This window comes from Novosphingobium sp. 18050, assembly GCF_902706195.1.
Taxonomy (GTDB): Bacteria; Pseudomonadota; Alphaproteobacteria; order Sphingomonadales; family Sphingomonadaceae; genus Novosphingobium.
In genome coordinates, this window is the sequence record NZ_CACSJO010000003.1 from 246803 (window position 1) to 269005 (window position 22203).

The 22203-nt window shown below is 64.1% G+C and carries 27 protein-coding genes; 26 read left to right on the plus strand and 1 reads right to left on the minus strand.

Annotated elements, in window-relative coordinates; genetic code table 11:
* The first annotated feature begins 16 nt into the window (after positions 1-16).
* From GVL61_RS05410 to GVL61_RS05460, 11 genes are all read left to right on the plus strand, one after another.
* Complete coding sequence (locus tag GVL61_RS05410; RefSeq protein WP_159977765.1) at positions 17-835, plus strand: GPO family capsid scaffolding protein; 819 nt, start codon at positions 17-19, stop codon at positions 833-835.
* Between the two features lie 62 nt (positions 836-897).
* The gene (locus tag GVL61_RS05415; RefSeq protein ID WP_159977767.1) at positions 898-1980 is read left to right on the plus strand and encodes a phage major capsid protein, P2 family; all 1083 of its coding nucleotides are present in this window, start codon (positions 898-900) and stop codon (positions 1978-1980) included.
* Positions 1981-2029: 49 nt separating this feature from the next.
* Complete coding sequence (gene gpM / locus GVL61_RS05420; RefSeq protein ID WP_159977769.1) at positions 2030-2827, plus strand: phage terminase small subunit; 798 nt, start codon at positions 2030-2032, stop codon at positions 2825-2827.
* Positions 2828-2943: 116 nt separating this feature from the next.
* Positions 2944-3426, plus strand: a complete 483-nt coding sequence (locus tag GVL61_RS05425) for a head completion/stabilization protein (RefSeq protein WP_200844673.1) — start codon at positions 2944-2946, stop codon at positions 3424-3426.
* Positions 3426-3650, plus strand: a complete 225-nt coding sequence (locus GVL61_RS05430; protein ID WP_159977771.1) for a tail protein X — start codon at positions 3426-3428, stop codon at positions 3648-3650. Before GVL61_RS05425 ends, GVL61_RS05430 begins: the two co-directional genes overlap by 1 nt.
* A 4-nt stretch (positions 3651-3654) precedes the next feature.
* On the plus strand, positions 3655-3999 hold the full coding sequence (locus GVL61_RS05435; RefSeq protein WP_159977773.1) for a hypothetical protein: 345 nt from the start codon (positions 3655-3657) through the stop codon (positions 3997-3999).
* Positions 4000-4001: 2 nt separating this feature from the next.
* A complete protein-coding gene (locus GVL61_RS05440; RefSeq protein ID WP_200844674.1) occupies positions 4002-4583 on the plus strand; it encodes a hypothetical protein in 582 nt (193 codons plus the stop codon).
* The gene (locus GVL61_RS05445) at positions 4583-5002 is read left to right on the plus strand and encodes a hypothetical protein (RefSeq protein WP_159977775.1); all 420 of its coding nucleotides are present in this window, start codon (positions 4583-4585) and stop codon (positions 5000-5002) included. The genes GVL61_RS05440 and GVL61_RS05445 overlap by 1 nt, the downstream gene beginning before the upstream one ends.
* Positions 4989-5120, plus strand: a complete 132-nt coding sequence (locus GVL61_RS25245) for a hypothetical protein (protein WP_255456482.1) — start codon at positions 4989-4991, stop codon at positions 5118-5120. The genes GVL61_RS05445 and GVL61_RS25245 overlap by 14 nt, the downstream gene beginning before the upstream one ends.
* Positions 5104-5586 (plus strand): phage tail protein, encoded by a 483-nt coding sequence (locus GVL61_RS05455; RefSeq protein ID WP_159977777.1) that lies wholly within the window; start codon positions 5104-5106, stop codon positions 5584-5586. The genes GVL61_RS25245 and GVL61_RS05455 overlap by 17 nt, the downstream gene beginning before the upstream one ends.
* Positions 5583-6254 (plus strand): phage virion morphogenesis protein, encoded by a 672-nt coding sequence (locus tag GVL61_RS05460; protein WP_159977779.1) that lies wholly within the window; start codon positions 5583-5585, stop codon positions 6252-6254. Before GVL61_RS05455 ends, GVL61_RS05460 begins: the two co-directional genes overlap by 4 nt.
* A 34-nt stretch (positions 6255-6288) precedes the next feature.
* On the opposite strand, the gene GVL61_RS05465 is transcribed toward GVL61_RS05460, so the two are convergent.
* Positions 6289-7524, minus strand: a complete 1236-nt coding sequence (locus GVL61_RS05465) for an acyltransferase (RefSeq protein ID WP_159977781.1) — start codon at positions 7522-7524, stop codon at positions 6289-6291.
* A 271-nt stretch (positions 7525-7795) separates the two neighbouring features.
* On the opposite strand from GVL61_RS05465, the gene GVL61_RS05470 reads away from it, so the two are divergent.
* The 15 genes from GVL61_RS05470 to GVL61_RS05540 all read left to right on the plus strand — a co-directional run bounded on the left by GVL61_RS05470 (position 7796) and on the right by GVL61_RS05540 (position 22197).
* On the plus strand, positions 7796-8701 hold the full coding sequence (locus GVL61_RS05470; protein WP_159977919.1) for a baseplate J/gp47 family protein: 906 nt from the start codon (positions 7796-7798) through the stop codon (positions 8699-8701).
* Positions 8698-9336, plus strand: coding sequence for a phage tail protein I (locus GVL61_RS05475; protein WP_159977783.1), 639 nt, complete (start codon positions 8698-8700; stop codon positions 9334-9336). The genes GVL61_RS05470 and GVL61_RS05475 overlap by 4 nt, the downstream gene beginning before the upstream one ends.
* Positions 9336-10376, plus strand: a complete 1041-nt coding sequence (locus GVL61_RS05480) for a hypothetical protein (protein WP_159977785.1) — start codon at positions 9336-9338, stop codon at positions 10374-10376. The genes GVL61_RS05475 and GVL61_RS05480 overlap by 1 nt, the downstream gene beginning before the upstream one ends.
* Before the next feature lies 1 nt (position 10377).
* Positions 10378-13146, plus strand: a complete 2769-nt coding sequence (locus GVL61_RS05485) for a hypothetical protein (RefSeq protein ID WP_159977787.1) — start codon at positions 10378-10380, stop codon at positions 13144-13146.
* A gap of 187 nt (positions 13147-13333) precedes the next feature.
* Complete coding sequence (locus GVL61_RS05490; RefSeq protein ID WP_159977789.1) at positions 13334-14152, plus strand: DNA adenine methylase; 819 nt, start codon at positions 13334-13336, stop codon at positions 14150-14152.
* A gap of 82 nt (positions 14153-14234) precedes the next feature.
* Positions 14235-14789, plus strand: coding sequence for a phage baseplate assembly protein V (locus GVL61_RS05495; protein ID WP_159977791.1), 555 nt, complete (start codon positions 14235-14237; stop codon positions 14787-14789).
* Positions 14789-15130: a GPW/gp25 family protein gene (locus tag GVL61_RS05500; RefSeq protein WP_159977793.1), complete on the plus strand. Its 342-nt coding sequence runs from the start codon at positions 14789-14791 to the stop codon at positions 15128-15130. The genes GVL61_RS05495 and GVL61_RS05500 overlap by 1 nt, the downstream gene beginning before the upstream one ends.
* A gap of 14 nt (positions 15131-15144) precedes the next feature.
* Entirely contained in the window at positions 15145-16320 is a 1176-nt protein-coding gene (locus tag GVL61_RS05505) for a phage tail sheath subtilisin-like domain-containing protein (protein WP_159977795.1), read from the plus strand.
* Between the two features lie 47 nt (positions 16321-16367).
* Entirely contained in the window at positions 16368-16880 is a 513-nt protein-coding gene (locus GVL61_RS05510; RefSeq protein ID WP_159977797.1) for a phage major tail tube protein, read from the plus strand.
* An 84-nt stretch (positions 16881-16964) separates the two neighbouring features.
* Positions 16965-17276 carry a phage tail assembly protein gene (locus tag GVL61_RS05515; protein ID WP_159977799.1) on the plus strand — a complete coding sequence of 104 codons (312 nt, stop codon included), beginning with the start codon at positions 16965-16967 and terminating at the stop codon, positions 17274-17276.
* 8 nt (positions 17277-17284) lie between these two features.
* Positions 17285-17416: a GpE family phage tail protein gene (locus GVL61_RS05520; protein WP_159977801.1), complete on the plus strand. Its 132-nt coding sequence runs from the start codon at positions 17285-17287 to the stop codon at positions 17414-17416.
* Positions 17416-19851 carry a phage tail tape measure protein gene (locus GVL61_RS05525; RefSeq protein ID WP_159977803.1) on the plus strand — a complete coding sequence of 812 codons (2436 nt, stop codon included), beginning with the start codon at positions 17416-17418 and terminating at the stop codon, positions 19849-19851. The genes GVL61_RS05520 and GVL61_RS05525 overlap by 1 nt, the downstream gene beginning before the upstream one ends.
* A 3-nt stretch (positions 19852-19854) precedes the next feature.
* Entirely contained in the window at positions 19855-20268 is a 414-nt protein-coding gene (locus GVL61_RS05530; protein WP_159977805.1) for a phage tail protein, read from the plus strand.
* On the plus strand, positions 20265-21287 hold the full coding sequence (locus GVL61_RS05535; protein WP_159977807.1) for a contractile injection system protein, VgrG/Pvc8 family: 1023 nt from the start codon (positions 20265-20267) through the stop codon (positions 21285-21287). The genes GVL61_RS05530 and GVL61_RS05535 overlap by 4 nt, the downstream gene beginning before the upstream one ends.
* A 250-nt stretch (positions 21288-21537) precedes the next feature.
* Positions 21538-22197: an MT-A70 family methyltransferase gene (locus tag GVL61_RS05540; protein ID WP_159977809.1), complete on the plus strand. Its 660-nt coding sequence runs from the start codon at positions 21538-21540 to the stop codon at positions 22195-22197.
* Positions 22198-22203: the final 6 nt, after the last annotated feature.

Here is a 22203-nt window from a genome sequence, read left to right on the forward strand (position 1 = left end):
GGGAACCGGACCGATCATGGCCAAGAGCAAATTTTTCCGCGTCGCCGTCGAAGGCCCAACCGTCGACGGACGTGTCATCGAGCGCGAAATGCTCGTCCAGAGCGCCGCAAGCTACGCGCCCGCGACCTACGCCGCACGCATCAACTGCGAGCACATCGCCGGCTACAGCCCCGACAAGCCGTTCAATGCCTATGGCACAGTGCTTTCACTCAAGACCGAGGAAGTCGCGCTCGTCGTCAACGGCGCGACCAAGAACCTGCTCAGCCTGGTTGCCGAGATCGAAGCAAACGATCAGCTAGTGGCACTCAACAAGGCGGGGCAGAAGCTGTTCACCAGCTGCGAAATCCATCCCAATTTTGCCGGTGAGGGCAAGGCCTATCTGGTCGGCCTTGCAATCACGGACACTCCCGCCTCGCTGGGAACCGAGCCGTTGAAATTCGCGGTTCAGTCCAGGCCGAATGTATTCTCTTCGGCTTACGAGACCTCGATCGAACTCACTGCAGCCCCGCTCGACAGTGACGCCATCGGCCAGGGCATTGGCCGCTCGCTCCTCGACTTCTTCCGTAAGGAAAAGAAGGAAGAGCTGGCCACGCCGCCCGCCGTGCAGGTTATCCCGCCGGCCCCGGCCAACGACAACGTGTTCGATGTAGAGCAGTTCGCCGCGATCATGGGCCGCGAGATCGCTGCCGCCGCCAAGCCCGCCAATGATGCCGTTGCGGCGCTGGGCGCCCGTTTCGACGCGCTGGAAACACAGCTGGCGGGCACGGAGCAGCCGCAGACCTTCAAGCGCGCCCCGGCCACCGGCGGCACCGGCTCCATCGTCACCGACTGCTGATCGCCGCCGCCGTTCCCCGATCCGCCTGCCCACGCCCTACGCCCCTTCAGGAGCCCACGCACATGCGTAACGAAACCCGCCTGCTGTTCACTTCGTATCTGGGCCAGATCGCCCAGCTGAACGGCGTAGCCGATGCCACCGTGAAATTCAGCGTGGCGCCGGCAGTCGAACAGAAGCTGGAAGAGAAGATCCAGGAATCGAGCGACTTCCTCGGCCAAATCAACATCGTCGGCGTGCCCGCTCAGTCCGGCGACAAGGTCGGCGTCACTGTCACTCGCCCGCTGGCGAGCCGCACCAATACCGGCGCCGGCAACCGCCGCACGCCCGGCGATCCGACCGACACCACGGACGATGGTGGCTATTTCTGCCGACAGACCAACTACGATCACGCGATCAAGTATTCGAAGCTGGACGCCTGGCGCCACAAGCCCGAATTCCAGACGCTGCTGCGCGATGTCATCCTGAAGCAGCAAGGCCGCGATCGCATCATGATCGGCTTCAACGGTACCTCCGCCGCTGCAACCACCGATATCGTTGCCAACCCGCTCCTGCAGGACGTCAACGTGGGCTGGGTCCAGAAAATCCGCCTGCACGCGCCTGAGCGGATCATCGATGACGGCGACCTGACCGCCGGTGCGACCAAGGCCGTCTATGTCGCGGCCAGCGTGGAGGTCGTCGACGGCGATGTCACCAACGTCGACACCGCCGAAGCCGACTATGCCAACCTCGACGCGCTCGCCTTCGACATGCTCGACCTGCTCGATCCCTGGCACCGCAGCGATACCGATCTTGTCGTCATCGTCGGATGGAAGCTGGTCAAGGACAAGTACATGTCCTTGCTGCAGGCCGCTGGCGATACTGCGACCGAGCGCGAGGCCGCGCACCGCATCCTGACGCTGCCCATGCAGCTGGCGGGCAAGCGCGCCATAATCGTACCGTTCTTCCCCGAAGACGCGATGCTGGTCACCAGCCTCGATAACCTGTCGGTCTACTGGCAGGAGGAAACCCGCCGCCGGCAGGTCAAGGACGAGCCTGCGCTCGACCAGATCGAGAACTACGAATCCGTCAACGAGGATTACGTGGTCGAGGACTATGGCCGCTGCGCCTTCGTCGAGAACGTCGTCATGGGCAAGAAGCCCGCCTGACCGGCGCGCCGTCTGCCCCCGAAATCCGCGCCACTCACAGGACACCACCATGAGCCTTGCTCGTCGTAAGCGTAATCGCATCCTCGCTGCCCAGACCATCACCGCAGCGGCTGCACCTGTGCGTGGGGCGGACCCCGCCCCCGTTGCCGTCCTCTCCCCGGCAGCGGGGGCGAATACCTCTCCGCCCGCCGCCCGCGCTGCGCGCGAGATCGCCCTGCGTCTAACGCACGATCTGCGCCGTCTGAAAGAAATCCGCTCGATCGACCGGAAGATCGACGCCAAGCGCGAGATGCTGCCTGAGTACAAATCGTGGGTAGAAGGCATCGTCCAGGCTGATGCGGGCATCGGCACCGGCATCGCCGCCGATGTGGTGCCGACATACATGGTCTGGCTGCTCGACGTCGGCGCCTTCGATACCGCGATTGAACTCCTTCCCTTCCTGCTGCGCCACCGCGTGGAAATGCCGAAGCGCTACGCGCGCGACGTTCCAACTATCGTCGTCGAACTGGTGGGGGATGCGGCCGCCAAGGCGCAAAGCGCCGGCCAGCCTTTCGACCCGGCGGTTCTCGATAGCGTCGACAATCTGACCACGGGCATCGACATTCACGATGAGGTGCGTGCCAAGCTGCTGAAAGCTATCGGCATCGAACAACTGCGCACGGCCGAAGACATGCCGGCTGAAAATAGCCGCATCGTCCTGGAAAGCGCTCTCTTCAACCTTCGCGAAGCCCAGCGCCTGCATGACCGCGTAGGCGTCAAGGACCGTATCAAGCGCGCGGACAAGCTGCTGGCCGCTGTCAGCGCTGCGACGCCCGTAACGGAAACCGGCGGCACCTCTGCCGCCTGACAAGCTGCCCCCCGGCGCTCAGGGGCGGATCGCGCGCTGCGGGAGGCTTTCGGGCCGTAGGGCCGCCAGCTGACCCGATCCCCACCCCTGTAGCCGGCGGGCCGCTGGGAGATATCATGACCTTCGTTGCCACCCCGCCCGCATCCGAGATCGAGCAGCCTGCCGCGCCCGAAACGCCGGTGATCAACGATGGGTTCTTCCCGGATGTTGATCCCGCCGCCGTGCGCGCAGCAGCGAGGATCCCGACCAGCATCACGCCCGCTCGCCTCCGGGCCGCGATCCTTGGCGCTATCATGACCGTCGGGATCGACGTTCAGCAATTCGCCACCATCCAGATCGCCGCCGGCCATGCAACGCTTGCCGCTGTCCCCGCGCCGCATCTGGACGGCGAGAGTGTCCAGCTGATCCGTTACCAGCGTGCCGTCGCGCTCTACGCCAAGGCCGAACTGATCGAGCGCCACCGCGACTTCGACACGACGGCGGCCGGCGGCAGTCAGGCGGATGAACTTACGCCATCGATCGGCGAACTGCGGCGCGATGCACAGCACGCCGTCCGCGATTTGGTGGGGCGCGGACGAACGGTCGTGGACCTGCTCTGATGGCCGGGGCGCAGCGCCTTGTCGCCTTGCAGGGTGACACGCTGGACCAGCTGCTAGCGCGCGAGGCGGGCCTCGGCCCCGGCGACCTCAGCCGCGTGCGCGACGCGAACCCCGGCCTCGCCGCTCTCGAACCCATCCTTCCCCTTGGCACCGCCGTCATCGTCCCCGCCACGGCGGACACCCCGGCGCCGGCCACCCTGCCGCTTATCCAACTCTGGAGCTGACCCCATGGACCTGCGCACTCTCCTCCACGCCGTTTCCGAATGGGGCATCGACCTGCTCGGATCACTCGCGCCCTCGCTGATCGGCTCGGCCATCGCACAGGCATGGAAACCCGCCATGCCGTGGCGTCAGCGCGTCCTCCAGTGGGTCGTCGGCTCAACCGTGAGCTACTATGCCACGCTTGCGATCATCGCCGTTACTGACTGGAATGGCTTCGTCGCGCAGTCGATCGCCTTCGGCATTGCCCTGCTGGCGTTCGACGCCACGCCCCGCGTCGCCAAGGCAACCATCGAAACCCTCGCATCGATCCCCGGCCGCATCGCCGACCGCTTCCTGCCGAAGAAAGGCTGATCATGGCCACCGCCCCTCGCACTCGCTCGCTTGGCGATGCCGCCAGCTTTTTCACGGCCCTGCGTCAGGTCACCGGCGGCGTGACGCAGGCCCAGGTCAACATCCTCAACCTGCTGCTGGTCGCAGCCGGCGGCGCGGGCTGGCCGATTGGCTGGCTGGCCTACGGCCTCGCCACCGCCTGGCACGAAGCGCGATTCCTGCCGCAGGCCGAATGGGGCCTCGGCAAGGGGCGACCCTACGCCAGGGCGGGAAAATACGGCCAGTCGCAATACGGTCGCGGCCTCGTCCAACTGACATGGGACTTCAACTACGAGTGGGCCGACAAGGTGCTGGGCCTCAATGGCCTCCTGCTGCGAAACTTCGATCTCGCGCTCGATCCCGCCATCGCCACCCGCATTTTGATCAAGGGCATGGAAGACGGCGCTTTCACGGGCCGCAGGCTTGGTCAGTACATCGTCAACCGCGGAACCCCGGAGGCATTCGAAAACGCCCGCCGGATCATCAATGGCACCGACAAGGCCCAGCTGATCGCCGCCTATGCCGAACGCTTCCAGGCTGCACTAGACAAGGGCCGCTGGGCGTAATGATCGGCGCGTCCCACCTCGCTCTGGCCGGGGCGCTCGCCGCCTGCCTCGCTGGCATCGGCGGGTTCGCCTACGGTGTGGGCGTGGGGGCGACGGAGGAACGCGGCGCGCAGGCGCGCGCGGATGCGGCGGCCGGCAAGGTGCGTGATGAACTCCAGGCCCGAATCGATACCTCGGCCCTGCGCCACCAGTCCGCCGAATACGCCCGGCAAACGAACGTCAGGGAAATCTACCATGAATCGCAGAAGGTCATTGAGCGCCCGGTCTATCGCAACGTGTGCGTTGATGCTGATGGCGTCGGCCTGCTCGACCGCGCCGCCGCCATCGCGAACGGCGAAGGTATCGTCGCATCTGCTGGCACCGCCCCCGGCGCTGCCGCCGGTCCAGCGGACCAGCGCGGGCGAGATGACCGGCGCTGACGCCCAGATGAGCCTGCAGGCGCTCTACGACATCGCGGGCCATATCCGCGCCGCGTTCATCGAACTTCAGGACGAAGTAAGCCTGCAGCTGGGAGGCACCGATGCGAAAGGCCGATAGCCTGCGCCGCTGGCTCACCGCCTACATCCCCGACATGAAGACCCACCCCGATCGCATGCAAATCTATGTGGAGGGCGGCACGATCGCGTCCAGGCAGTCGCGCACGTTGTCGTATGTCTACCAGTACACGCTCAAGGTGCTGATCTGCGATTTCGCGGGCGATACCGATACGCTCATGGTCCCTGTGCTGGCATGGATCGCGAAGGAACAGCCGCAGCTGCTGCGCCGGCAGGACAGCGCGCCCTTCACATTCGAAGCCGAATTGCTGGACAGCGAAACCTCGGACATCGAGATCTCGATCGACCTCACTGAAAACCGCGTGGTCACCGCCCGGCCAAACGGCAGCGGCTACGACATCGAGCGGCCCGAAGAACCCAGCTTTGTCGACGCCTTCGAAGGGGTGAATGCCAGCTTTTCCGGCATCTTCGCCGGTCACGAAACGCTTGTGCCCGATCCCGGCGTATGACCGACGATCTGGCCGAGGTCGAACGTATCGCGGGCGCTCTGCTGCGGAGCCTTTCCTCCGGCCAGCGCCGCAATGTCATGCGCCGTATGGCCCGCGAACTGGCCATCAGCCAGCGCCAGCGCATTACCGCCCAGCGCCAGCCTGACGGCACCCCGTTCGCGGCGCGCAAGCCCAAATCGCAGCCGATTTCCGGCCGTGGCACCGCTTGTTTCATGTACCCCTCGGGTGGCAGCGGCGAACCGCGCCGGGTCATCATGAAAAGCTTCACCTGGGCGACTGGCCGCATGATGACCGGCTTCGATATCGAAGCGCGCGCGATCCGCTCATTCGAATTCGACAAGATCGTCAAATGGTTGCCCGTACCGGATGAATACCGCAACGCGAGCGGCGGGCGCCTGCGCCGCCGTGGCGGCCTGCGCCGACGCGCAATGTTCCGCAAGTTGGCCAGTTCGAAATTCCTCAAGACCGGGACCGACGATCAAGGCTTTTGGGTCGGGTTTTCCGGCAAGATCTCCCAGATCGCGAGCGTGCACCAAGGCGGATTGCGCGATAAGCCTTCACTGCGGGCGAAGTCCGTCTCTTACCCGAAGCGCGAACTTTTGGGAGCTACGGCCGCTGATCGTAATAAGCTGCTGGACGTGATGTATGAGGCCCTAGTTGCGATCTGACCCACAAATGGGCCTTATAGCGGCCCCACATTGACTAATTTGGTGAGCTAACTGCGTTCGGGGCGGTCTGTGTCTCGGAGCGTTTCGTTCTGATCAATTGCATCACCGGCTTTTCGATCAGCATCCAACTCAACCATCCGCATACGCATGAAATGACCCAAGTTGCAGCAATCATAATGACCAGGGAAGTACCAGGGAACCACCAGTTGAGCACCTTCGTTATGGGCCACGCATACAGATAAACACCATACGATATATCGTTCTTATTATTGATCCTCGCCAAGAAACCTCCCGCGCCCAACTGAGCAAATGCAAGAATCAAGTAGCTTCCGAAAAGCATCATGCCAGCTACGGCTGAAACGTTGAAGCAGAGGCTCAGAATGAGCCCAATAGCCGCGACCAAAATTCGCTTTGCCGAAAAAACTATGGCGTGCCGGTAGGCATAAAAACATGCCCCTGCGAGAAATACCGCTGCAAGTCTGAAGTCTTGGCGAAGGTTGCCGATCAACGCGTTCCGAAAATCCTGCAAGGAATAGCCTGCCATCGTCGCTGGCGGAACGGGATCAGTCGCCTGCCAAGCTTCATGAGTTGGAATCGGGAAAGCCAATGATGCGGCAAGGCAAAGCAGCGTCACTGTCAGAAGACAAGACGAACGCTTAAGAATTCCTGTAATTCCCAAGACGACAACTAGAAGATAGCATCGAAATTCGTACGCGATTGTCCACAGCGATCCGTTCAACGACGGGTAGGGCTGGCCATCAAATGCCCCGGAAACCGTCGGCTTTTGCAAAAACAAACAATCGTGCAGTAATCTTCCCAACACACTCAAGTTCGAAGGAATATCTGCACCGCCAATCGGTGCCACCACGAACGCACATAAGACGAAAACGACAATGAAACCAGGGTATATACGTGCAACACGGCGCTTCATGTACGATGATATCGACGAACTATTTAGGTAACTTGCGCTAATCAAATAGCCGCTGACAATAAAAAAACAATTTACAGCAAAGTCCCCGAAGGAAAGTGTGCCATAAATAAATGTCAAACCATCCCGCGATCGGTTACCGTCAATTATCTCTGCAGTGTGTGAAAATATGACCAGCGATGCAAAGAGAAGTCGCAGAAAACCAAATGCATTGTCGTGATTTCCAAATCTCTTCGGAGTGTTAACCAGTTCCATTGCGCCGCCCCGCTTGTTGCCAAGCGCGCTGTAGCAAGCAATTTCACCTAGGGCAATTTCGCCATCTGTTGAAGAAAAAGTCGCCATCCGTCATTTCGACGCATCAGTTTTTCCACTATGTCACACACGGAATGTCGGCGGACTTCGACGTTGATATGCAGCACTTGGGTATCGAGCGAGTCTGCAAAGTGCACCGATAGCCCTAACGCTCATCGGCAAAACTCTCCCACCCTGAAATTAAAGTTCATCGCCCTCGATTGCCGCCAAAGGCATCTATGTGAGACTTCGCATTTTGCTGAGCGTCGAGCGAAATGCGGGGGGATAGCGCGGGCATACGACTGCGCCCGACATGGCCGGCATGGCCGATCCTACCTTCACCGCTGTCGATCTATCGCGCCTGCCCGCGCCGGACGTCATCGAGACGCTCGATTTCGAGACGCTGCTTGCAAGCGCGGTGGCGCGCTTCAAGGCCGAGATGGCCGCGCTGGGCGTCACCATCGAAACGCGCGACAGCGATCCGGCGATCAAGCTGCTTCAGACCTTCTCCTACCTCGCCCAGCTGCTGCGCCAGCGCGTCAACGATGCGGCGCGCGCAGTGATGCCAGCCTTCGCGGTCGATGCCGACCTCGATAACATCGCCGCCACGTTCGGCATCGTGCGCAAGGTCATCGCGCCTGCCGACGATGCGCAGGGCACCGCCGCCGTGATGGAAAGCGACACCGAGTTCCGCCGCCGCATGGTGCTGGCCCCGGAAGGATACTCTGTCGCCGGGCCCGAGGGCGCATACCTCTTCCACGCCCTGTCCGCCGATGCCAAGGTCCTCGACGCCACCGCCACCAGCCCGTCGCCGGGCATGGTCATTGTCTCGATCCTGTCCCGCGTCGGTGACGGTTCTGCGTCGCAAGCGCTGATCGACACCGTCCAGGCCTACGTTTCGGCAGACACCCGCCGCCCGCTGACCGACTTCGTCACCGTCCAGTCGGCCCAAATCGTGCCGTTCGCCGTGGATTATGATCTGACGACGTACAATGGCCCCGATGGCGCCCTGGTACTGACCGCGTCGCTTGCCAGCGTACAGACCTATGTCGAGGAATCGCACCGCGTGGGCCGCGATGTCACTATGTCCGCGCTGTTCCGCGCCGCGCACGTCGAAGGCGCCCAGAACGTCCGGTTCAACGCGCCTCTCTCCGATATCCCGATCACCCGCCTGCAGGCACCGTTCTGCACCGGCGTCACCGGCCGCCTTGCAGGCACCAACGAGTGATCTATCCATCGATCCTTCCCCCGGCATCGACGAAGCTGGAAAGAGCGCTCGAACAGGCGGGCGCGGCCCTGCTCGATTTCGACGCGCCCATCCGCGACGTGTGGTCCCCGGCCAACTGCCCGGCCGGGCATCTGCCCTGGCTCGCATGGGGCCTCGCGATCAGCCACTGGAAGACCAGCTGGACGCTTGAATACAAGCGCGCGGCGGTAGCGGACGCGATCCCCTTCCACCGCCGCAAGGGCACCCGCCGCGCGGTGCAGGAAGTTCTCGAACGCTACCACCCCTCGCTGTCGATCGTCGAATGGCACGAAGCCAGCCCGCGCCGGGAGCCGCACACTTTCGAAGTCCGCGCCCCGGCGCTGGAAATCCCGGCCAGCTTCCTGAGCGCTGCAATGACCGACGCCATCATCGCCGACGTCGCGGTGGCCAAGCCAGCGCGGGCGCACTTCGATTTCGTGCAGGTGCTGGAATCGCAGGCGACCCTGTTCATGGCCGCAGGCGGCATGACCGGGTCGATGTTCCGCGACGACTTCACGGCCGAGCATGACACGAGCCGCGACTGGTCGAAACTGCTGCAAAGCGACGACGGTGAACCGCTCCGCGACGAAAACGGTAATTTTCTGGAGGACGAATAATGGCCGCGCTTGCCCTCAAGCTGACGGATGCAGGGCTGGCGGCCGTGCAGGGCGCATCGGGAGCAGACCCGGTGCTGCTCTCGCACCTTGGCCTCACCGTCACGCCGTTCGACTATGCGCCCACGCTCACCGCGCTTCCCGGTGAGTTCAAGCGGATCGAGGTGGCCTCGGGCGTGGCTGCATCCCCGAACGTGACCCACCTGACCGCCTACGACACTTCCGCCGACAACTGGTCGATCACCGGCTTCGGGCTCTTCATGGACGACGGCGTGCTGTTCGCGGTCTACACCAGCCCTGACATCTTCATGACCAAGGCCGAGCTTGCCTTCGGCCTCATGGCTTTTGATATCGCCTTCGATTCCGACCTCGCGGCCAATATCGAATACGGCAACGCCGTCTTCGCCTACCCGCCAGCGAGCGAGACCATGCGCGGCGTGGCGCGCCTCGCACGGCAGGCGCGCGTCGATGCCGCTCTCGATGGAGAGGACGACGCAGATACCATCGTCACGCCCAAGACCCTGCGGGCACGCCTGAGTGCGGTTCTCTCGACCGTGAACGCCAGCTTGAACGCGCTCAGTACGGCACTCGACAATGGCTTGGAAACGCTGCGCCAGCGTCGCATCGTAGGCGCTGGCCTCATTGTCGGCGGCGGCGACCTTTACGCCGATCGCACGCTGACCGTCTCCGAGGCAGACCCCGCAGATATCACCTCTGGCACTTCTGGCAGTAAGGTGATCACGCCGCGCCGGCTCGGCCCCATCACCATGCTGCTGGAGCAGAACGGCTTCATCCGGTTTTTCGGCTTCCAGATGGCGTGGGGGCGTTTCACCGCGCAGGGCAACGCGTCGACGCCTGTCGCCTTCGCGCAGGCGTTTCCTAATGCATGTTTTGCGGTCACCGGCGGGGGCAGCAGCGAAGGCCTGGACGCGAAGGACAACTGGCCCAGCATCGACACCTCCACCATCACGCGGAACGGCTTCTCGGTCCAGGCGGCTTCAGACGATCCGGTAGATTGTAGCTACATTTCGGTGGGGTGCTGACATGGCCAAGCTCAGCACCATCGCGGGGGTCGCTGCCCTGCTCGACTACGACGGCACCCGCAAAGTCTCCGACATGCTGGCGGGCGGCTACCAGACCGCTGCCGGCATTGCCGCGCGCAATGCCCTGCCGGCTGCGCGCCGCAGAAACGGCATGCTTGTCCGCACCGCCGACAGCGCCCTGACGTGGGTGCTGTCAAAGGACAACGCCAACGCGGCGGATGCCGGGACGTGGATGCTGTGGAACACGGACGGGCTGGCAAACCTGCCGGCGGCCGATCAGGCGCCTACCGATACCTTCGTGCCGGCCGTGGGCACCTCGGCATTCTACAACGCGCCCGTTCGCTCCATCGCCTATTCGATCGAACCGGGCGTTGACGTTCCGGTCGGGCGCGAAATGCGCGCGCTGGGCGGCTACATGATCGCCTCCCCGGATGCCGCTGTGTCGCTGATGCGCGTCTATCGCCGGGCCATGACTTCGGCCCAGATCAACGCCGCTCCCGGCGCTGCCGGCGATGTGCTGATAGACGAGGTCTCTGCCACGGTCGCTGCACTGGCGCTGACCGTTGGCACGCGCACACTGGCGTTCATGCCGCTTTCAGGCCCGATCGTGGCCCGCGCCGGGTTCATCTACGTCGTTGAGCACCTGATGCTCAATGCGCTGGGAGCGGCGGTGCAGATCGGGTGGCAGGCAGTCCAGAACGCAGCCGCCATGGACCAGCGCCGACGCGGTTGGTTCAGGACTACCGACCCGCAGAACGTTGTCTCCCCGTCCCTCATCCAGTGGTACGTGCGCCATACCGCCACGGTCACTTCAATCGCGGTGGCCGCCCGCGATGCTACGGCAACCAGCGCCGCTGCCGTGGCCGGTCTTGCAACCACCGTGAACGCGCAGGCGCCCCAGGTTTCAGCCGTGCGCGATACCGTCGGCGCGCTGGCGGCGGCGGATCGCACCGAGACTGCCTACCAGCAGCCGGCTGTGGGCACCTTCGCATTTACCGATGTCACCTGCCGGGCCGTTGCCTTCTTCCTGATGCCGGGGGCGAACCTGCCGGTCGGCCAGGCGCTATCCCAGATCGGTGGGCGCATGGTGGCCACCGCCAATGCGGTCACGGTCAGGGTACGGGTCTGGCGCCGTCCGCTGAATTCGGCCGGGCTCAACCTCTATCCGGGTCTTGCCGCTGATGATTCGCTGGTAGGTAGCGGCACCGCCAAGGTGACGGACCTCAACCTGCAGGTCGGCACGCGCACCGATGGCTTTGTGCCGCTGGTGAACGCGCTTCCGATCGAGGAGGGCTACGGCTTCGCTGTCGAGATGGTCATGCTCGACGCGAATGGCGCACCCGTGCAGATCGGATGGGGCGCCGGGCAGGATGCCAGCTTTGCCGCGCAGTATCAGCGTGGGTGGTGGTTCAGCTCGGCTGTGCAGGCCTCGGCCGCGCCGAATTTCTTCCAGTCGTTCGTGAAGTTCAAGACCACGCTGGCCAGCATCGCCAAGCGCGCGCTTTCCCTTGCACAGAGCGGGGCGGGTAACCCTGCCAAAGCGCTGCAGGCGCTGTGCCCCTCGATCGGCATGGAAGGGCTGCGCCTGATCGGCGTGGCGGCGGGGGCGAACGACAACAGTACGCCCCAGACTTTCCACGCTGTGATAGAGACCGCGCAGGGCTTCGACGCAATCCGCCTGGTGTTCTCCAATTCCAGCACGTCGCAGCCGGTGGTCGTCGCGGGATGCAAGGTCTCCACGCGCGGGGACATGGATACCGGCTTCGACAACAACAACGCCGCCTCCTGGGTGGCCGTGACCTTCGGAGGAAACGCATCCGGCACCGCGCCTGTCGTCGTCGGCGACCAGCGCAACACCTATCTCGTCTCCGACTGGATCATGATCAGTTCGGCCGATCGCACCGATGGCCGCCGGGGCGGCATTGTCGTCGCCCGTGCTTACGTGTCGAACCCCGTCAGCCTGCTGGTCCCCGATTTTGAAGACGTTGCCGCAGCTGCGGTGCGTACCACCGGCTATGCCTACTCGTTCCGCCGCGCGACCGGTGATGCGGTCTCGGTCACCGGCGGTTTCGGGGCTGCGGCGCACAACCGCTCGACGGTCTTTGCCGGCGTCAGTTACGCGGCGCGGGGCAAGGTCTGCAACTTCCTGACGGTGGGCGACAGCACCGTGGAAGGCTACGCTGACACCGTGCGTTCGGATGCCTATGCCGTGCGCACGGCCCGCCACTACAACAATCCGGACGCGATCGCCTGGGAAGCCTCCAACATCGCGTGGACCGGCTCCACCACGGCGCGCACCTTCGATCGCTGGCAAGCATTCTTCGCTACCGGCTTGCCGGCATCGCTCGTCCTGTATCTTGGTGGATCGGCCAATGATCACGGGGTCGCGGCCAGCGCCAATCCGATCGCGCTCACGCCTGCAATCGTCGCGCCCATGCGCCAGCGCCGTATCCGTGCGGGGCAGATGATGCGCGAACGCCAGATGACGCCGATCTTTGCGACGTGGGGACCGTATTCGGCGGGCACCTTCAACTACGGCGCGACCGACGCAGTTCGTCAGGCTGACTGCGCGGCGATCATGACGATGGGCGGGGTGCTGGCCGTTGACCTCGCGGCCGGGCTCTACGGCTCCACGGCAGCGAACGGCCAGCAGGAAACCAACCCCGCCTACGCAACCGACCGCGTTCACGCGATCGGCGCCGGTTACGATGCGCTGGTCGATGGCTGGATCGTCCCGCTCATTGATCGTCAGCTGGGCCTCACCGCGTGAAACCCGGCCTCTAGTGTACATCGGCGCCTTCACAGCGCCGCAATGCCCCTTTACGGAAGGGGGTTCGGATGTCCCCACATCCCAAAACCAGCGAGCCTGCACTCGCACTTCATGGGCAGCGCGCCTGCCCCATCAAGTACCCTTCCGCGTCTCAGGCGCGGAAGGGGCATCGTGCAGGAAATCCAACATGTCTACCCCTTTTGTTCTCGTTTCCCCAACCTCTCCCGTCGCCGGTTACATCGGCGGAAAACGCAACCTTTCCAAGCGCGTCTGCGCCATCATCGAGCGCACGCCCCACACCAGTTATGCGGAGCCTTTCGTGGGCATGGGCGGGATTTTCCTGCGCCGTAAGACCCGTCCGCGCGCCGAGGCAATCAACGATATCTCGGGCGACGTGGTCGGGCTGTTCCGCTGCCTTGCTGAGCACTACCCCTACCTCATCGACATGCTGCGCTTTCGCGTCACAAGCCGAGCCGAGTTCCAGCGGCTGCTTGGGCAGGACCCCGACCGTCTCACGGATCTTCAGCGCGCCGTGCGGTTCCTCTACGTCCAGCGCCTGGCATTTGGCGGCAAAGTTTCTGGCCGAACCTTCGGCGTGGATGCGTCCTCGCCGGCGCGCTTCGATGTCGGCAAGCTGGAGCCGATGCTCGCTGATCTCCATGACCGCCTGCAGTCTGTCGTCATCGAGCGCCTGCCTTACGCGGACTTCATCCGCCGGTATGACCGTGACGGCGCGCTGTTCTACCTCGATCCGCCCTATTGGGCCTGCGAGACGGACTATGGCTGCGACGTCTTCAGCCGGAAGGACTTCGCTGCGCTTGCCGATCAGCTGGCCAGCATCAAGGGCAAGTTTCTGATCTCGCTGAACGACAACGAAGGTGTGCGCGAGACGTTCGGCCGCTTCACCATCGCCGCGATCGACACGACCTACACTGTCGGCGCGAAGTCGCGGCCGGCCCGCGAAGTGCTGATCAGCAACTACGCGCTCCCCGCCAACGACAACTGATCGCATAGCCCCTGCATTTCGCTAACCGTTCAGCGAAATGCAGGGGCGCGAAAGTCTCTGCGCGCCGCGCCAAGGTATCACCATGGCGCGAACTGCAGACCCTGAACAGCTTACCGGCGAAGTGATCCAGCTGGGTACCGTGGCCGCCGTCGACTACGGCGCAGCCACGTGCACTGTCACGATTGGCGATCTCGTTACCGGCGAACTGCCGTGGTTCGCCTGGTCTGCTGGCGGTGTCCGTATCTGGGCAGCGCCTACGCCGGGCGAGCAGGGGGCCGTGCTGTGCCCCGAGGGAGATCTCGACAACGGCCTGTTTCTGCCGGGCATCTATTCGGATGCCTTTGCGCCGCCATCGAACGATCCGAACGTCGTGCATATCCAGATGCCGGACGGCGCGTTCATCGCCTACAACCACGCCAGCCATGCGCTGACGGTTACGCTCCCTAGCGGCGGCACCGTTACGCTCGACGCACCCGGCGGCGCGACCATCAATGGCGATGTCACCATCAATGGCAACGTCACGATCGCCGGAAAGGCTGAAGCGTCAGAGGACGTGGTCGGCGGCGGCATCAGTCTGAAAGGCCACAAGCACAGCGCTGTTGCTGCCGGCACTGCGCAGAGCGGCGGGCCGGTCTGATGACAGGCATGTCACGCACCGCAGGCACCGCGCTCGATGGCGGCGATCACCTCTCGCAATCCGTGCGCGATATCCTCGGAACGCCCATCGGCACGCGCGCCGGTCGCCGCACTTACGGCTCACAGGTTCCGCGCCTGATCGACCAGCCTTTCACCGCCGCCAACGTGCTGCGCATCTACGCCGCCTCCGCCCTAGCGCTCTCGCGCTGGGAAGATCGCCTGCGCGTTACCCGCGTCAGCCTCGCCCCCGGCTCACGGCCCGGCGCCGCGACCATCACCGTCGACGGGCAGCGGACTGACACTCCCGTGGCCATCGCCGCCCGCATCGCCGCCTCTCTCTAGCCAAGGATCAACGTATGGCCTTCAAGCATGGAATCACCGTCACCGAGATCAACGAAGGCGCCCGCACGCTGACGGCGATCTCCACGTCTATCATCGGCCTCGTCGCGACCGCGTCGGACGCAGATGCCGCCACCTTCCCCCTCGACAGGCCCGTGCTGGTCACCGACGTGGAAACCGCCATCGGCAAGGCCGGTATCGCGGGCACGCTCGCCACGTCCCTGCGGGCAATCGCTGATCACACCCGGCCCATCCTCGTCGTGGTGCGCGTGGAAGAGGGCGAGACGGACGCGGAAACCGCCAGCGCCGTCATCGGTACTGTCACCGCCGAAGGCGTGAAGACAGGGATGCAGGCGCTGCTGGATGCCAAGTCGCTGCTGGGCGTGAAGCCGAAGATCCTCGGCACGCCCGGCCTCGAAACGCAGGCGGTTACGACCGCTCTTGTCGTGGTGGCCCAGAAGCTGCGCGGCTTCGCCTATGCCCGCGCGATCGGCGCGACCATTCCCGACATGATCGAATACCGCGAGAATTTCAGCGCGCGCGAACTGATGCTGCTGGCGCCGGACTTCCTCGCCTGGGACACCGCCACCAGCGCGAACGTCACCAGCTACGCCGCTGCCCGCGCCATGGGCCTGCGCGCCCTGATCGACGAACAGACCGGCCCGCATAAGTCGCTTTCGAACGTCGCTGTGGTCGGCGTTGTCGGCGTCAGCACCCCGATCCGCTGGGATATCGAGGACCAGTCCACCGAGGCGGGTCTGCTCAATGCCTCGGAAATCACCGCGCTCGTGCGCAGCGATGCCGGTTTCATCTTCTGGGGCAACCGAACCACGGCCGAGCCTGACAGCGCGTTCGTGTTCGAAGGCACCGTGCGCGTCGCCCAGCTGCTGACCGACACGATCGTGCAGGGCATGCAGTGGGCGAACGACAAGCCGCTGACGCCCAGCCTGGCCAAGGACATCATCGAGACCATCAACGGCCTTGGCCGCAAGCTGAAGGCGTCGGGCGTTCTGCTGGGCTTCAACTGCTGGTTTGACGAGGCGAACAACGACATCACCAGCCTCAAGGCCGGCAAGCTGCGTATCGACTACGACTACACCGTGCCGCCGCCGCTCGAAGACCTCGGCTTCAACCAGCGCATCACCGATAGCTACTTCGCCGATTTCTCGGCCCAGCTGGCGCAGGACGTCTGACGGGCACCCTGCCCGTCCCGCACCCTTCACGATCATAGGAGCCAGCCATGGCAATGCCCCGCACCCTTAAAGACCAGATGATGTTCAACGAAGGCCTCGCCTATCAGGGCGATGCCAAGACGGTGGGGCTGCCCACGCTCACCCGCAAGACCGAGGGCTATCGCGGCGCCGGGATGAGCGGCGAAGTCAGCATGGACATGGGCATGGAGGCGATGGAGATTTCGTTCACCTGCGGCGGCCCCATGCGGCAGGTGCTGCGCCAGTGGGGAACCCCCACGGTCGACGGCGTCTACATCCGCTTCGCCGGCAACTACCAGTCGGACGACACCGCTGACATCGACCACATCGAGGTCATCGTGCGCGGCCGCTTCACCGAGATCGAGATGGGCGATCAGGAAGTGGGCGAGGCGTCCGAGTTCAAGACCACGATGGCCGTCGCCTACTACAAGCTGATCTGGAACGGCCGCACGGAAATCGAGATCGACCCGCTCAACATGATCGAAGTCGTAAACGGCATCGATCTGCTGGCCGAGCGCCGCGCCCTCCTCGGCATCTACTGAGCAACCCGGCCCGGCCGCGCGCCGGGCCGCTTTCCTACCCGATAGCACGAATGCGGGGCCTGCCCCCGGAACTGGAGATTTACCGTGTCCGAAGCCAACACCCCCGAACTGCGCACCGTCACTCTCGATCAGCCATTCAAGCGCGGGGAAGAGACGATCGGCACCGTTCAGGTCCGCACGCCGCGCTCCGGCGAACTGCGCGGCACCAACCTCAACGCCCTGCTCAACCTGAACTACGATGCGCTGGAGATCGTCCTGCCGCGTATCACCGTGCCCATCCTTTCCAAACAGGATGTCGCCGCGCTGCACCCGGCCGACCTGACGCAGTTCGCTACCGAGGTCATGGATTTTTTGCTGCCGAAGGGCGCCAAGGCGGGGCTCTCCCAGCATTCGTAGACGATGCGATGGCGGACGTGGCGGCGGTGTTTCACTGGCCGCCCGCCGCCATGGACCCCATGCCCGTCTCTGAACTGATGGGCTGGCGCGAACGGGCGCGAAAGCGCTCGCAATCCCCTGAAAGTAGCGGGAAGCGGTAATGTCGGACAGAAATCTGCGAATTCGTGTGCTGATGGAAGGCGCTGACCGCCTCACCCGGCCCATGCGCGATGCCGCCGCCGGCTCATCACGCTTGGCGCAGACCCTGCGCGCTACCCGAGACCAGCTCAAAGGGCTGGAGCGCGCACAGGCGGACATCGCCGAATTCCGGCAGCTGCGCGGCGGCGCCCGCGATCTCGAACGCCGGATGCAGGAAGCGCAGGCGCGCACCTCGCAGCTGGGCCGCGCGATGGGGCAGGCCGCCAATCCCACCCGAACCATGCGGCGGGAATTCGAGCAGGCCCGCCGCGAATCCGAACGCCTGACCAGCGAGCATCGCCAGCAGTCGACCCGGCTGCAAGACCTGCGCACGCGACTGTCGGCCGCAGGCATCTCCACGCGCGATCTCGTCTCCGGGGAGCGCCGCCTGCGCGATCAGGTGCGCCAGACGACGGAAAGTCTGCGTGATCAGGATCGGCGCTTGCAGGAGGTCACCCAGCGCGCCCAGCGTTTTGCCGATGCGCGTGATCGCTTCTCCCGCGTCCAGGGCACTGCAACCGGCCTCGCTGCCGGCGGCGCCGCCGCGATCGGCACCGGCATGGTCATCGCCCGTCCGCTGGAAGGCGCGGCGGAAGATGCCATGCAGTTCGAATCGGTGATGACGGACATCAACCAGAAGGTCGATCAGGCGCGTAATGCGGGCTATTCGATGGGCCTGGACATGCGCAAGACCGCTTTGCTGGTCAATCAGATGCCGGCAGACCTACAGAAGGGCGTGGACACCCTGACGGGCTTCGGTCTTGGCGCGCGCGAAGCGGTGAACATGATGACGCCGATCGGCCGCGCCGCCACCGCCTACAAGGCCGAGATCGACGATCTGGGCAAGGCGACGTTCGCCGCGCACGACAACCTTAAGGTCTCGATCGACGAAACCGGCAAGGCGCTCGATGTCATGGCGCAGGCGGGCAAGCGCGGCGCGTTCGAAGTCAAGGATATGGCGCAGTACTTCCCGGCGCTGACGGCCAGCATGCAGAGCCTGGGCGGGAAAGGCGTGCCGGCCGTCGCCGATCTGGCTGCTGCGCTTCAGATCACGCGCAAGGGCGCGGGCGATGCGTCCACCGCCGCCAACAACCTCCAGAACCTGCTGTCGAAGATCAATTCCGAGGATACGGTGAAGAACTTCGCGGAATTCGGCATCGACATCCCGAAGGCGATGAAAAAGGCCGCTGCCGAAAGCCGCAGCCCGATCGAGGAAATCGTGCGCCTCACGCAGCAGGCCACCGGCGGTGACCAGTCGAAGCTCTCCGCCCTGTTCGGGGACATGCAGGTCCAGCAGGCCCTGCGCCCGCTGATGTCCGCCTTCGCGGAATATCAGTCCATCCGCGCCGATGCCATGGCCGCAAACGGCACGGTGAACACCGACTTCGCCGACCGCATGAACGACAGTGCGGAGAAGGTGAAGCACCTGAGCGTTGAGAGCAAAGACCTCTCCATCACGATCGGCAACCAGCTGCTGCCGTTGATCGCCTCGGGCTCGGAAACCCTGTCGCGCTGGGGCAACCGGCTTGCCGGCATTGCAGAGCGCCACCCGCAGCTGGTGCGTGCGCTCGCAGTCGGCGCCGCAGCGTTCGCAGCCCTGTTCCTCATCCTGGGCGGCGGCGCGATCGTCCTCGCTGGCATCGTGGCGCCGATCGCCGTGCTGGGCGCAGCGGCGACCGCGCTCGGCATTGGCTTGCTTCCACTAATCGGCATTGCCGCTGCCGTGGTCGCCGGCATCGCCGCGCTCGCAGCGGTTTCCTACTGGCTCTACGAAAATTGGGGTAACTGGCCTGCGATCATGGCGGGCATCTTCTCCGCGATCAAATTCTACTTCCTGAATTTCAACCCGCTCGGCATGCTGATGAGCGCCTTCAAGCCTGCGCTCGATTATCTCCGCTCCCTCAACATGGCGGACATCGGCCGTTGGATGATTCAGGGCCTGATCGGCGGCATAAAGGCTATGATTCCCGGCCTTGGCCTGATCCTCTCTACGGTCGGCGACATGATCCCCGACAAGATCCGCAAGATACTCGGCATCCATTCTCCTTCGCGGGTTTTCGCAGAGATCGGCGGGCATGTCATGGGTGGCCTCGATCAGGGGCTCGCCGCCAATGCACCTGGACCGATCGCGCGCATCAACGAACTGGCGGGGCAGATGACCCGCGCCCTTGCAATCGGCGCGGGCGGCGCGGCGATGGCCGCCGCGATGCCGGCATCGGCGCAGTCCGCCGGCAGTGCCGCGCCTGCCTCGGCCGCCGGTGCAGCGCCCGCGACATACAACTTGCACTTCCACGGCGTCACCGGAGATCCGCAGGACATCGCAGATGTCGTGCGCAGGGCCATGGAGCAAATCGAGCGGGAAAAACGTGGGCGCGCCTTTGGCGATGATGGAGCCTGACCGATGCATCTGATGGCCCTGGGCATGTTCCTCTTCGAACTCGGCTCGCTTCCCTTCGACGAACTGCAGCGCAAGATGGACTGGCGCCATGCCCGCTCCCCGCGCATCGGCGCCCGCGACGCCACGCAGTACGTCGGCCCCGGCGACGAGGCGATCAGCCTTTCCGGCGCGGTCTACCTCGAACTTTCGGACGGCATCGTCTCGCTCGACGATCTGCGCGCAATGGCAGACGAGGGCGAAGCATGGCCGCTCGTCTCGGGCAGCGGCCGGGTCTACGGCAACTTCGTCATCACCGCGATCGACGAACGGCAGGCCTACCTGATGGCGGACGGCACCCCGCGCCGCATCGACTTCGGCATCGATCTGCTGGGCGTGGATGATCCGGCCGCCGCCGCTGCAGAGCAGGCCTCGGCATGACCCCGGCCGTGAACAACATCCCCGACTGGCGCGTGACGCTGGAAGGCGTGGATATGTCCGACCGCCTGCGCCCGCGCCTGATCTCGCTCACCCTCTCGGAAAAGCGCGGGGACGAGGCCGACCAGCTGGACATCGTCCTGAGCGATCACGACGGCATGCTGGCCATCCCGCCGGAGGGCGCCGTGCTGCGCCTGCAACTGGGCTGGAAGCAGGGCCGCGACGTCACGCCGGGCCTGATCGACAAGGGCAGCTTCAAGGTCGACGATGTCAGCCACAGCGGCCCACCCGATCAGATCACCATCCGCGCCCGCGCCGCAGACTTCACCAGCGAGATCCGCAACCGCCGCGCGCACAGCTGGACGAACACGACGCTGGGCGCTGTCCTGACGGAGGTGGCGGGGCGCAACGGCCTCACCCCCCGGATCGCGCCTGCTCTGGCATCGATCGCGCTGCCGAGCGCCACGCAGAGCCGGGAAAGCGACGTCGCGTTCCTGCGCCGCCTGGGGCGCCAGAACGACGCGGTCGCCACGATCAAGGACAAGCACCTGATCTTCGCCCCGAAAGGCGGCGGGCAGACCAGCGATGGCCGCCCGCTCCCCACGCTGACGATCCGCCGCCGCGACGGCGATGGCCACAACTGGCAGCGCCAGAAACGAGACGGGCAAGGCGGCGTCACCGCCAAATGGCACGACCGCAAAGCAGCAAAACAGCAGACGGTGACGGAAGGGAAGGCGGAGGGGGCAAAGAAGCTGCGCAAGGTCTACTCCGACGAAGCATCGGCGAAGCGCGCTGCGGCGGCAGAGAACGCCCGTTTAAAGCGCGCACCGGCGACGTTCGAGATAACGCTCGCGCTCGGCCGGGCCGATGCGTACCCTGAAGCGAGCGTTAAGGTTGCCGGGTACAAGCCAATGATCGATGGCACATGGCTAGTTTCGGAAGTCACTCACCGCCTAGATAAGAGCGGTGGTTTCAAGACCGACTTGCGAATGGAAGTAGGGGCGCACTCGTCTGACGATTGACATTGCGCATGCATGCATGCAGGCATGCGGGCATGCAGCACAAGTTGCCCGGTATCGTAGCGAGCAGGGCCCGCCGGCCCAATCAGGAAGAGAAGGAACCTTTACAGGTTCGCATCCCTGCCTCGGTGAAGCGCAGGTTCAAGACCTTTGCAGCCATGCAAGGCTTGGAACCCAACGAATTGTTCGTTGAGGTTTGGCAGCACTACGAGAAGACCAAACTTACAGATAATCCGGCATCAGGAGGCCGATAATGACCAATCCCTCACCAAGTCCGATCTTGGAATTCCAGAAGGAGCTTGCGGGTAAACGGTTTGGGACGGTTCTTGCCGACCCGCCGTGGCGGTTCATAAATCGAACGGGAAAGGTCGCGCCAGAACACCGTCGGCTTGCCCGCTACGAAACCATGAGCGTAGATGAGATTTGCGCGCTGCCTGTTCAAGAACAACTGGCACCTACAGCGCATCTCTACCTTTGGGTCCCTAACGCGCTGCTTCCGGATGGGCTGGCCGTGATGCAAGCATGGGGATTTCAGTATAAGTCTAACATTGTTTGGCACAAGCTTCGAAAAGATGGTGGCAGCGATGGTCGCGGTGTGGGCTTTTATTTTCGAAATGTCACAGAGTTGCTGCTGTTTGGTGTGCGGGGCAAGAATGCACGTACACTTGCCCCTGGACGGAGTCAGGTAAATTACCTCGGCACCCGTAAGCGGGAGCATTCGCGAAAGCCCGACGAGCAGTACGACCTTATCGAACGTTGCAGTTCAGGTCCGTTCCTTGAGATGTTTGCGCGCGGGGTCCGTCCCGGATGGACAACTTGGGGGAATCAGGCTGATGATAGCTATGAGCCTACTTGGGATACTTACTCCCACAATTCTGCGACGGATAAGCGTCTTTCCGCTGTGCTTCCATAACGAGGC

What these genes read in the sequence shown, in the direction of transcription:
- GVL61_RS05410 (WP_159977765.1), top strand. Translation starts at nt 17, where the DNA reads ATGGCCAAGAGCAAATTTTTCCGCGTCGCCGTCGAAGGCCCAACCGTC.
- GVL61_RS05415 (WP_159977767.1), top strand. Translation starts at nt 898, where the DNA reads ATGCGTAACGAAACCCGCCTGCTGTTCACTTCGTATCTGGGCCAGATC.
- gpM (WP_159977769.1), top strand. Translation starts at nt 2,030, where the DNA reads ATGAGCCTTGCTCGTCGTAAGCGTAATCGCATCCTCGCTGCCCAGACC.
- GVL61_RS05425 (WP_200844673.1), top strand. Translation starts at nt 2,944, where the DNA reads ATGACCTTCGTTGCCACCCCGCCCGCATCCGAGATCGAGCAGCCTGCC.
- GVL61_RS05430 (WP_159977771.1), top strand. Translation starts at nt 3,426, where the DNA reads ATGGCCGGGGCGCAGCGCCTTGTCGCCTTGCAGGGTGACACGCTGGAC.
- GVL61_RS05435 (WP_159977773.1), top strand. Translation starts at nt 3,655, where the DNA reads ATGGACCTGCGCACTCTCCTCCACGCCGTTTCCGAATGGGGCATCGAC.
- GVL61_RS05440 (WP_200844674.1), top strand. Translation starts at nt 4,002, where the DNA reads ATGGCCACCGCCCCTCGCACTCGCTCGCTTGGCGATGCCGCCAGCTTT.
- GVL61_RS05445 (WP_159977775.1), top strand. Translation starts at nt 4,583, where the DNA reads ATGATCGGCGCGTCCCACCTCGCTCTGGCCGGGGCGCTCGCCGCCTGC.
- GVL61_RS25245 (WP_255456482.1), top strand. Translation starts at nt 4,989, where the DNA reads ATGACCGGCGCTGACGCCCAGATGAGCCTGCAGGCGCTCTACGACATC.
- GVL61_RS05455 (WP_159977777.1), top strand. Translation starts at nt 5,104, where the DNA reads ATGCGAAAGGCCGATAGCCTGCGCCGCTGGCTCACCGCCTACATCCCC.
- GVL61_RS05460 (WP_159977779.1), top strand. Translation starts at nt 5,583, where the DNA reads ATGACCGACGATCTGGCCGAGGTCGAACGTATCGCGGGCGCTCTGCTG.
- GVL61_RS05465 (WP_159977781.1), bottom strand. Translation starts at nt 7,524, where the DNA reads ATGGCGACTTTTTCTTCAACAGATGGCGAAATTGCCCTAGGTGAAATT.
- GVL61_RS05470 (WP_159977919.1), top strand. Translation starts at nt 7,796, where the DNA reads ATGGCCGATCCTACCTTCACCGCTGTCGATCTATCGCGCCTGCCCGCG.
- GVL61_RS05480 (WP_159977785.1), top strand. Translation starts at nt 9,336, where the DNA reads ATGGCCGCGCTTGCCCTCAAGCTGACGGATGCAGGGCTGGCGGCCGTG.
- GVL61_RS05485 (WP_159977787.1), top strand. Translation starts at nt 10,378, where the DNA reads ATGGCCAAGCTCAGCACCATCGCGGGGGTCGCTGCCCTGCTCGACTAC.
- GVL61_RS05490 (WP_159977789.1), top strand. Translation starts at nt 13,334, where the DNA reads ATGTCTACCCCTTTTGTTCTCGTTTCCCCAACCTCTCCCGTCGCCGGT.
- GVL61_RS05495 (WP_159977791.1), top strand. Translation starts at nt 14,235, where the DNA reads ATGGCGCGAACTGCAGACCCTGAACAGCTTACCGGCGAAGTGATCCAG.
- GVL61_RS05500 (WP_159977793.1), top strand. Translation starts at nt 14,789, where the DNA reads ATGACAGGCATGTCACGCACCGCAGGCACCGCGCTCGATGGCGGCGAT.
- GVL61_RS05505 (WP_159977795.1), top strand. Translation starts at nt 15,145, where the DNA reads ATGGCCTTCAAGCATGGAATCACCGTCACCGAGATCAACGAAGGCGCC.
- GVL61_RS05510 (WP_159977797.1), top strand. Translation starts at nt 16,368, where the DNA reads ATGGCAATGCCCCGCACCCTTAAAGACCAGATGATGTTCAACGAAGGC.
- GVL61_RS05520 (WP_159977801.1), top strand. Translation starts at nt 17,285, where the DNA reads ATGGCGGACGTGGCGGCGGTGTTTCACTGGCCGCCCGCCGCCATGGAC.
- GVL61_RS05525 (WP_159977803.1), top strand. Translation starts at nt 17,416, where the DNA reads ATGTCGGACAGAAATCTGCGAATTCGTGTGCTGATGGAAGGCGCTGAC.
- GVL61_RS05530 (WP_159977805.1), top strand. Translation starts at nt 19,855, where the DNA reads ATGCATCTGATGGCCCTGGGCATGTTCCTCTTCGAACTCGGCTCGCTT.
- GVL61_RS05535 (WP_159977807.1), top strand. Translation starts at nt 20,265, where the DNA reads ATGACCCCGGCCGTGAACAACATCCCCGACTGGCGCGTGACGCTGGAA.
- GVL61_RS05540 (WP_159977809.1), top strand. Translation starts at nt 21,538, where the DNA reads ATGACCAATCCCTCACCAAGTCCGATCTTGGAATTCCAGAAGGAGCTT.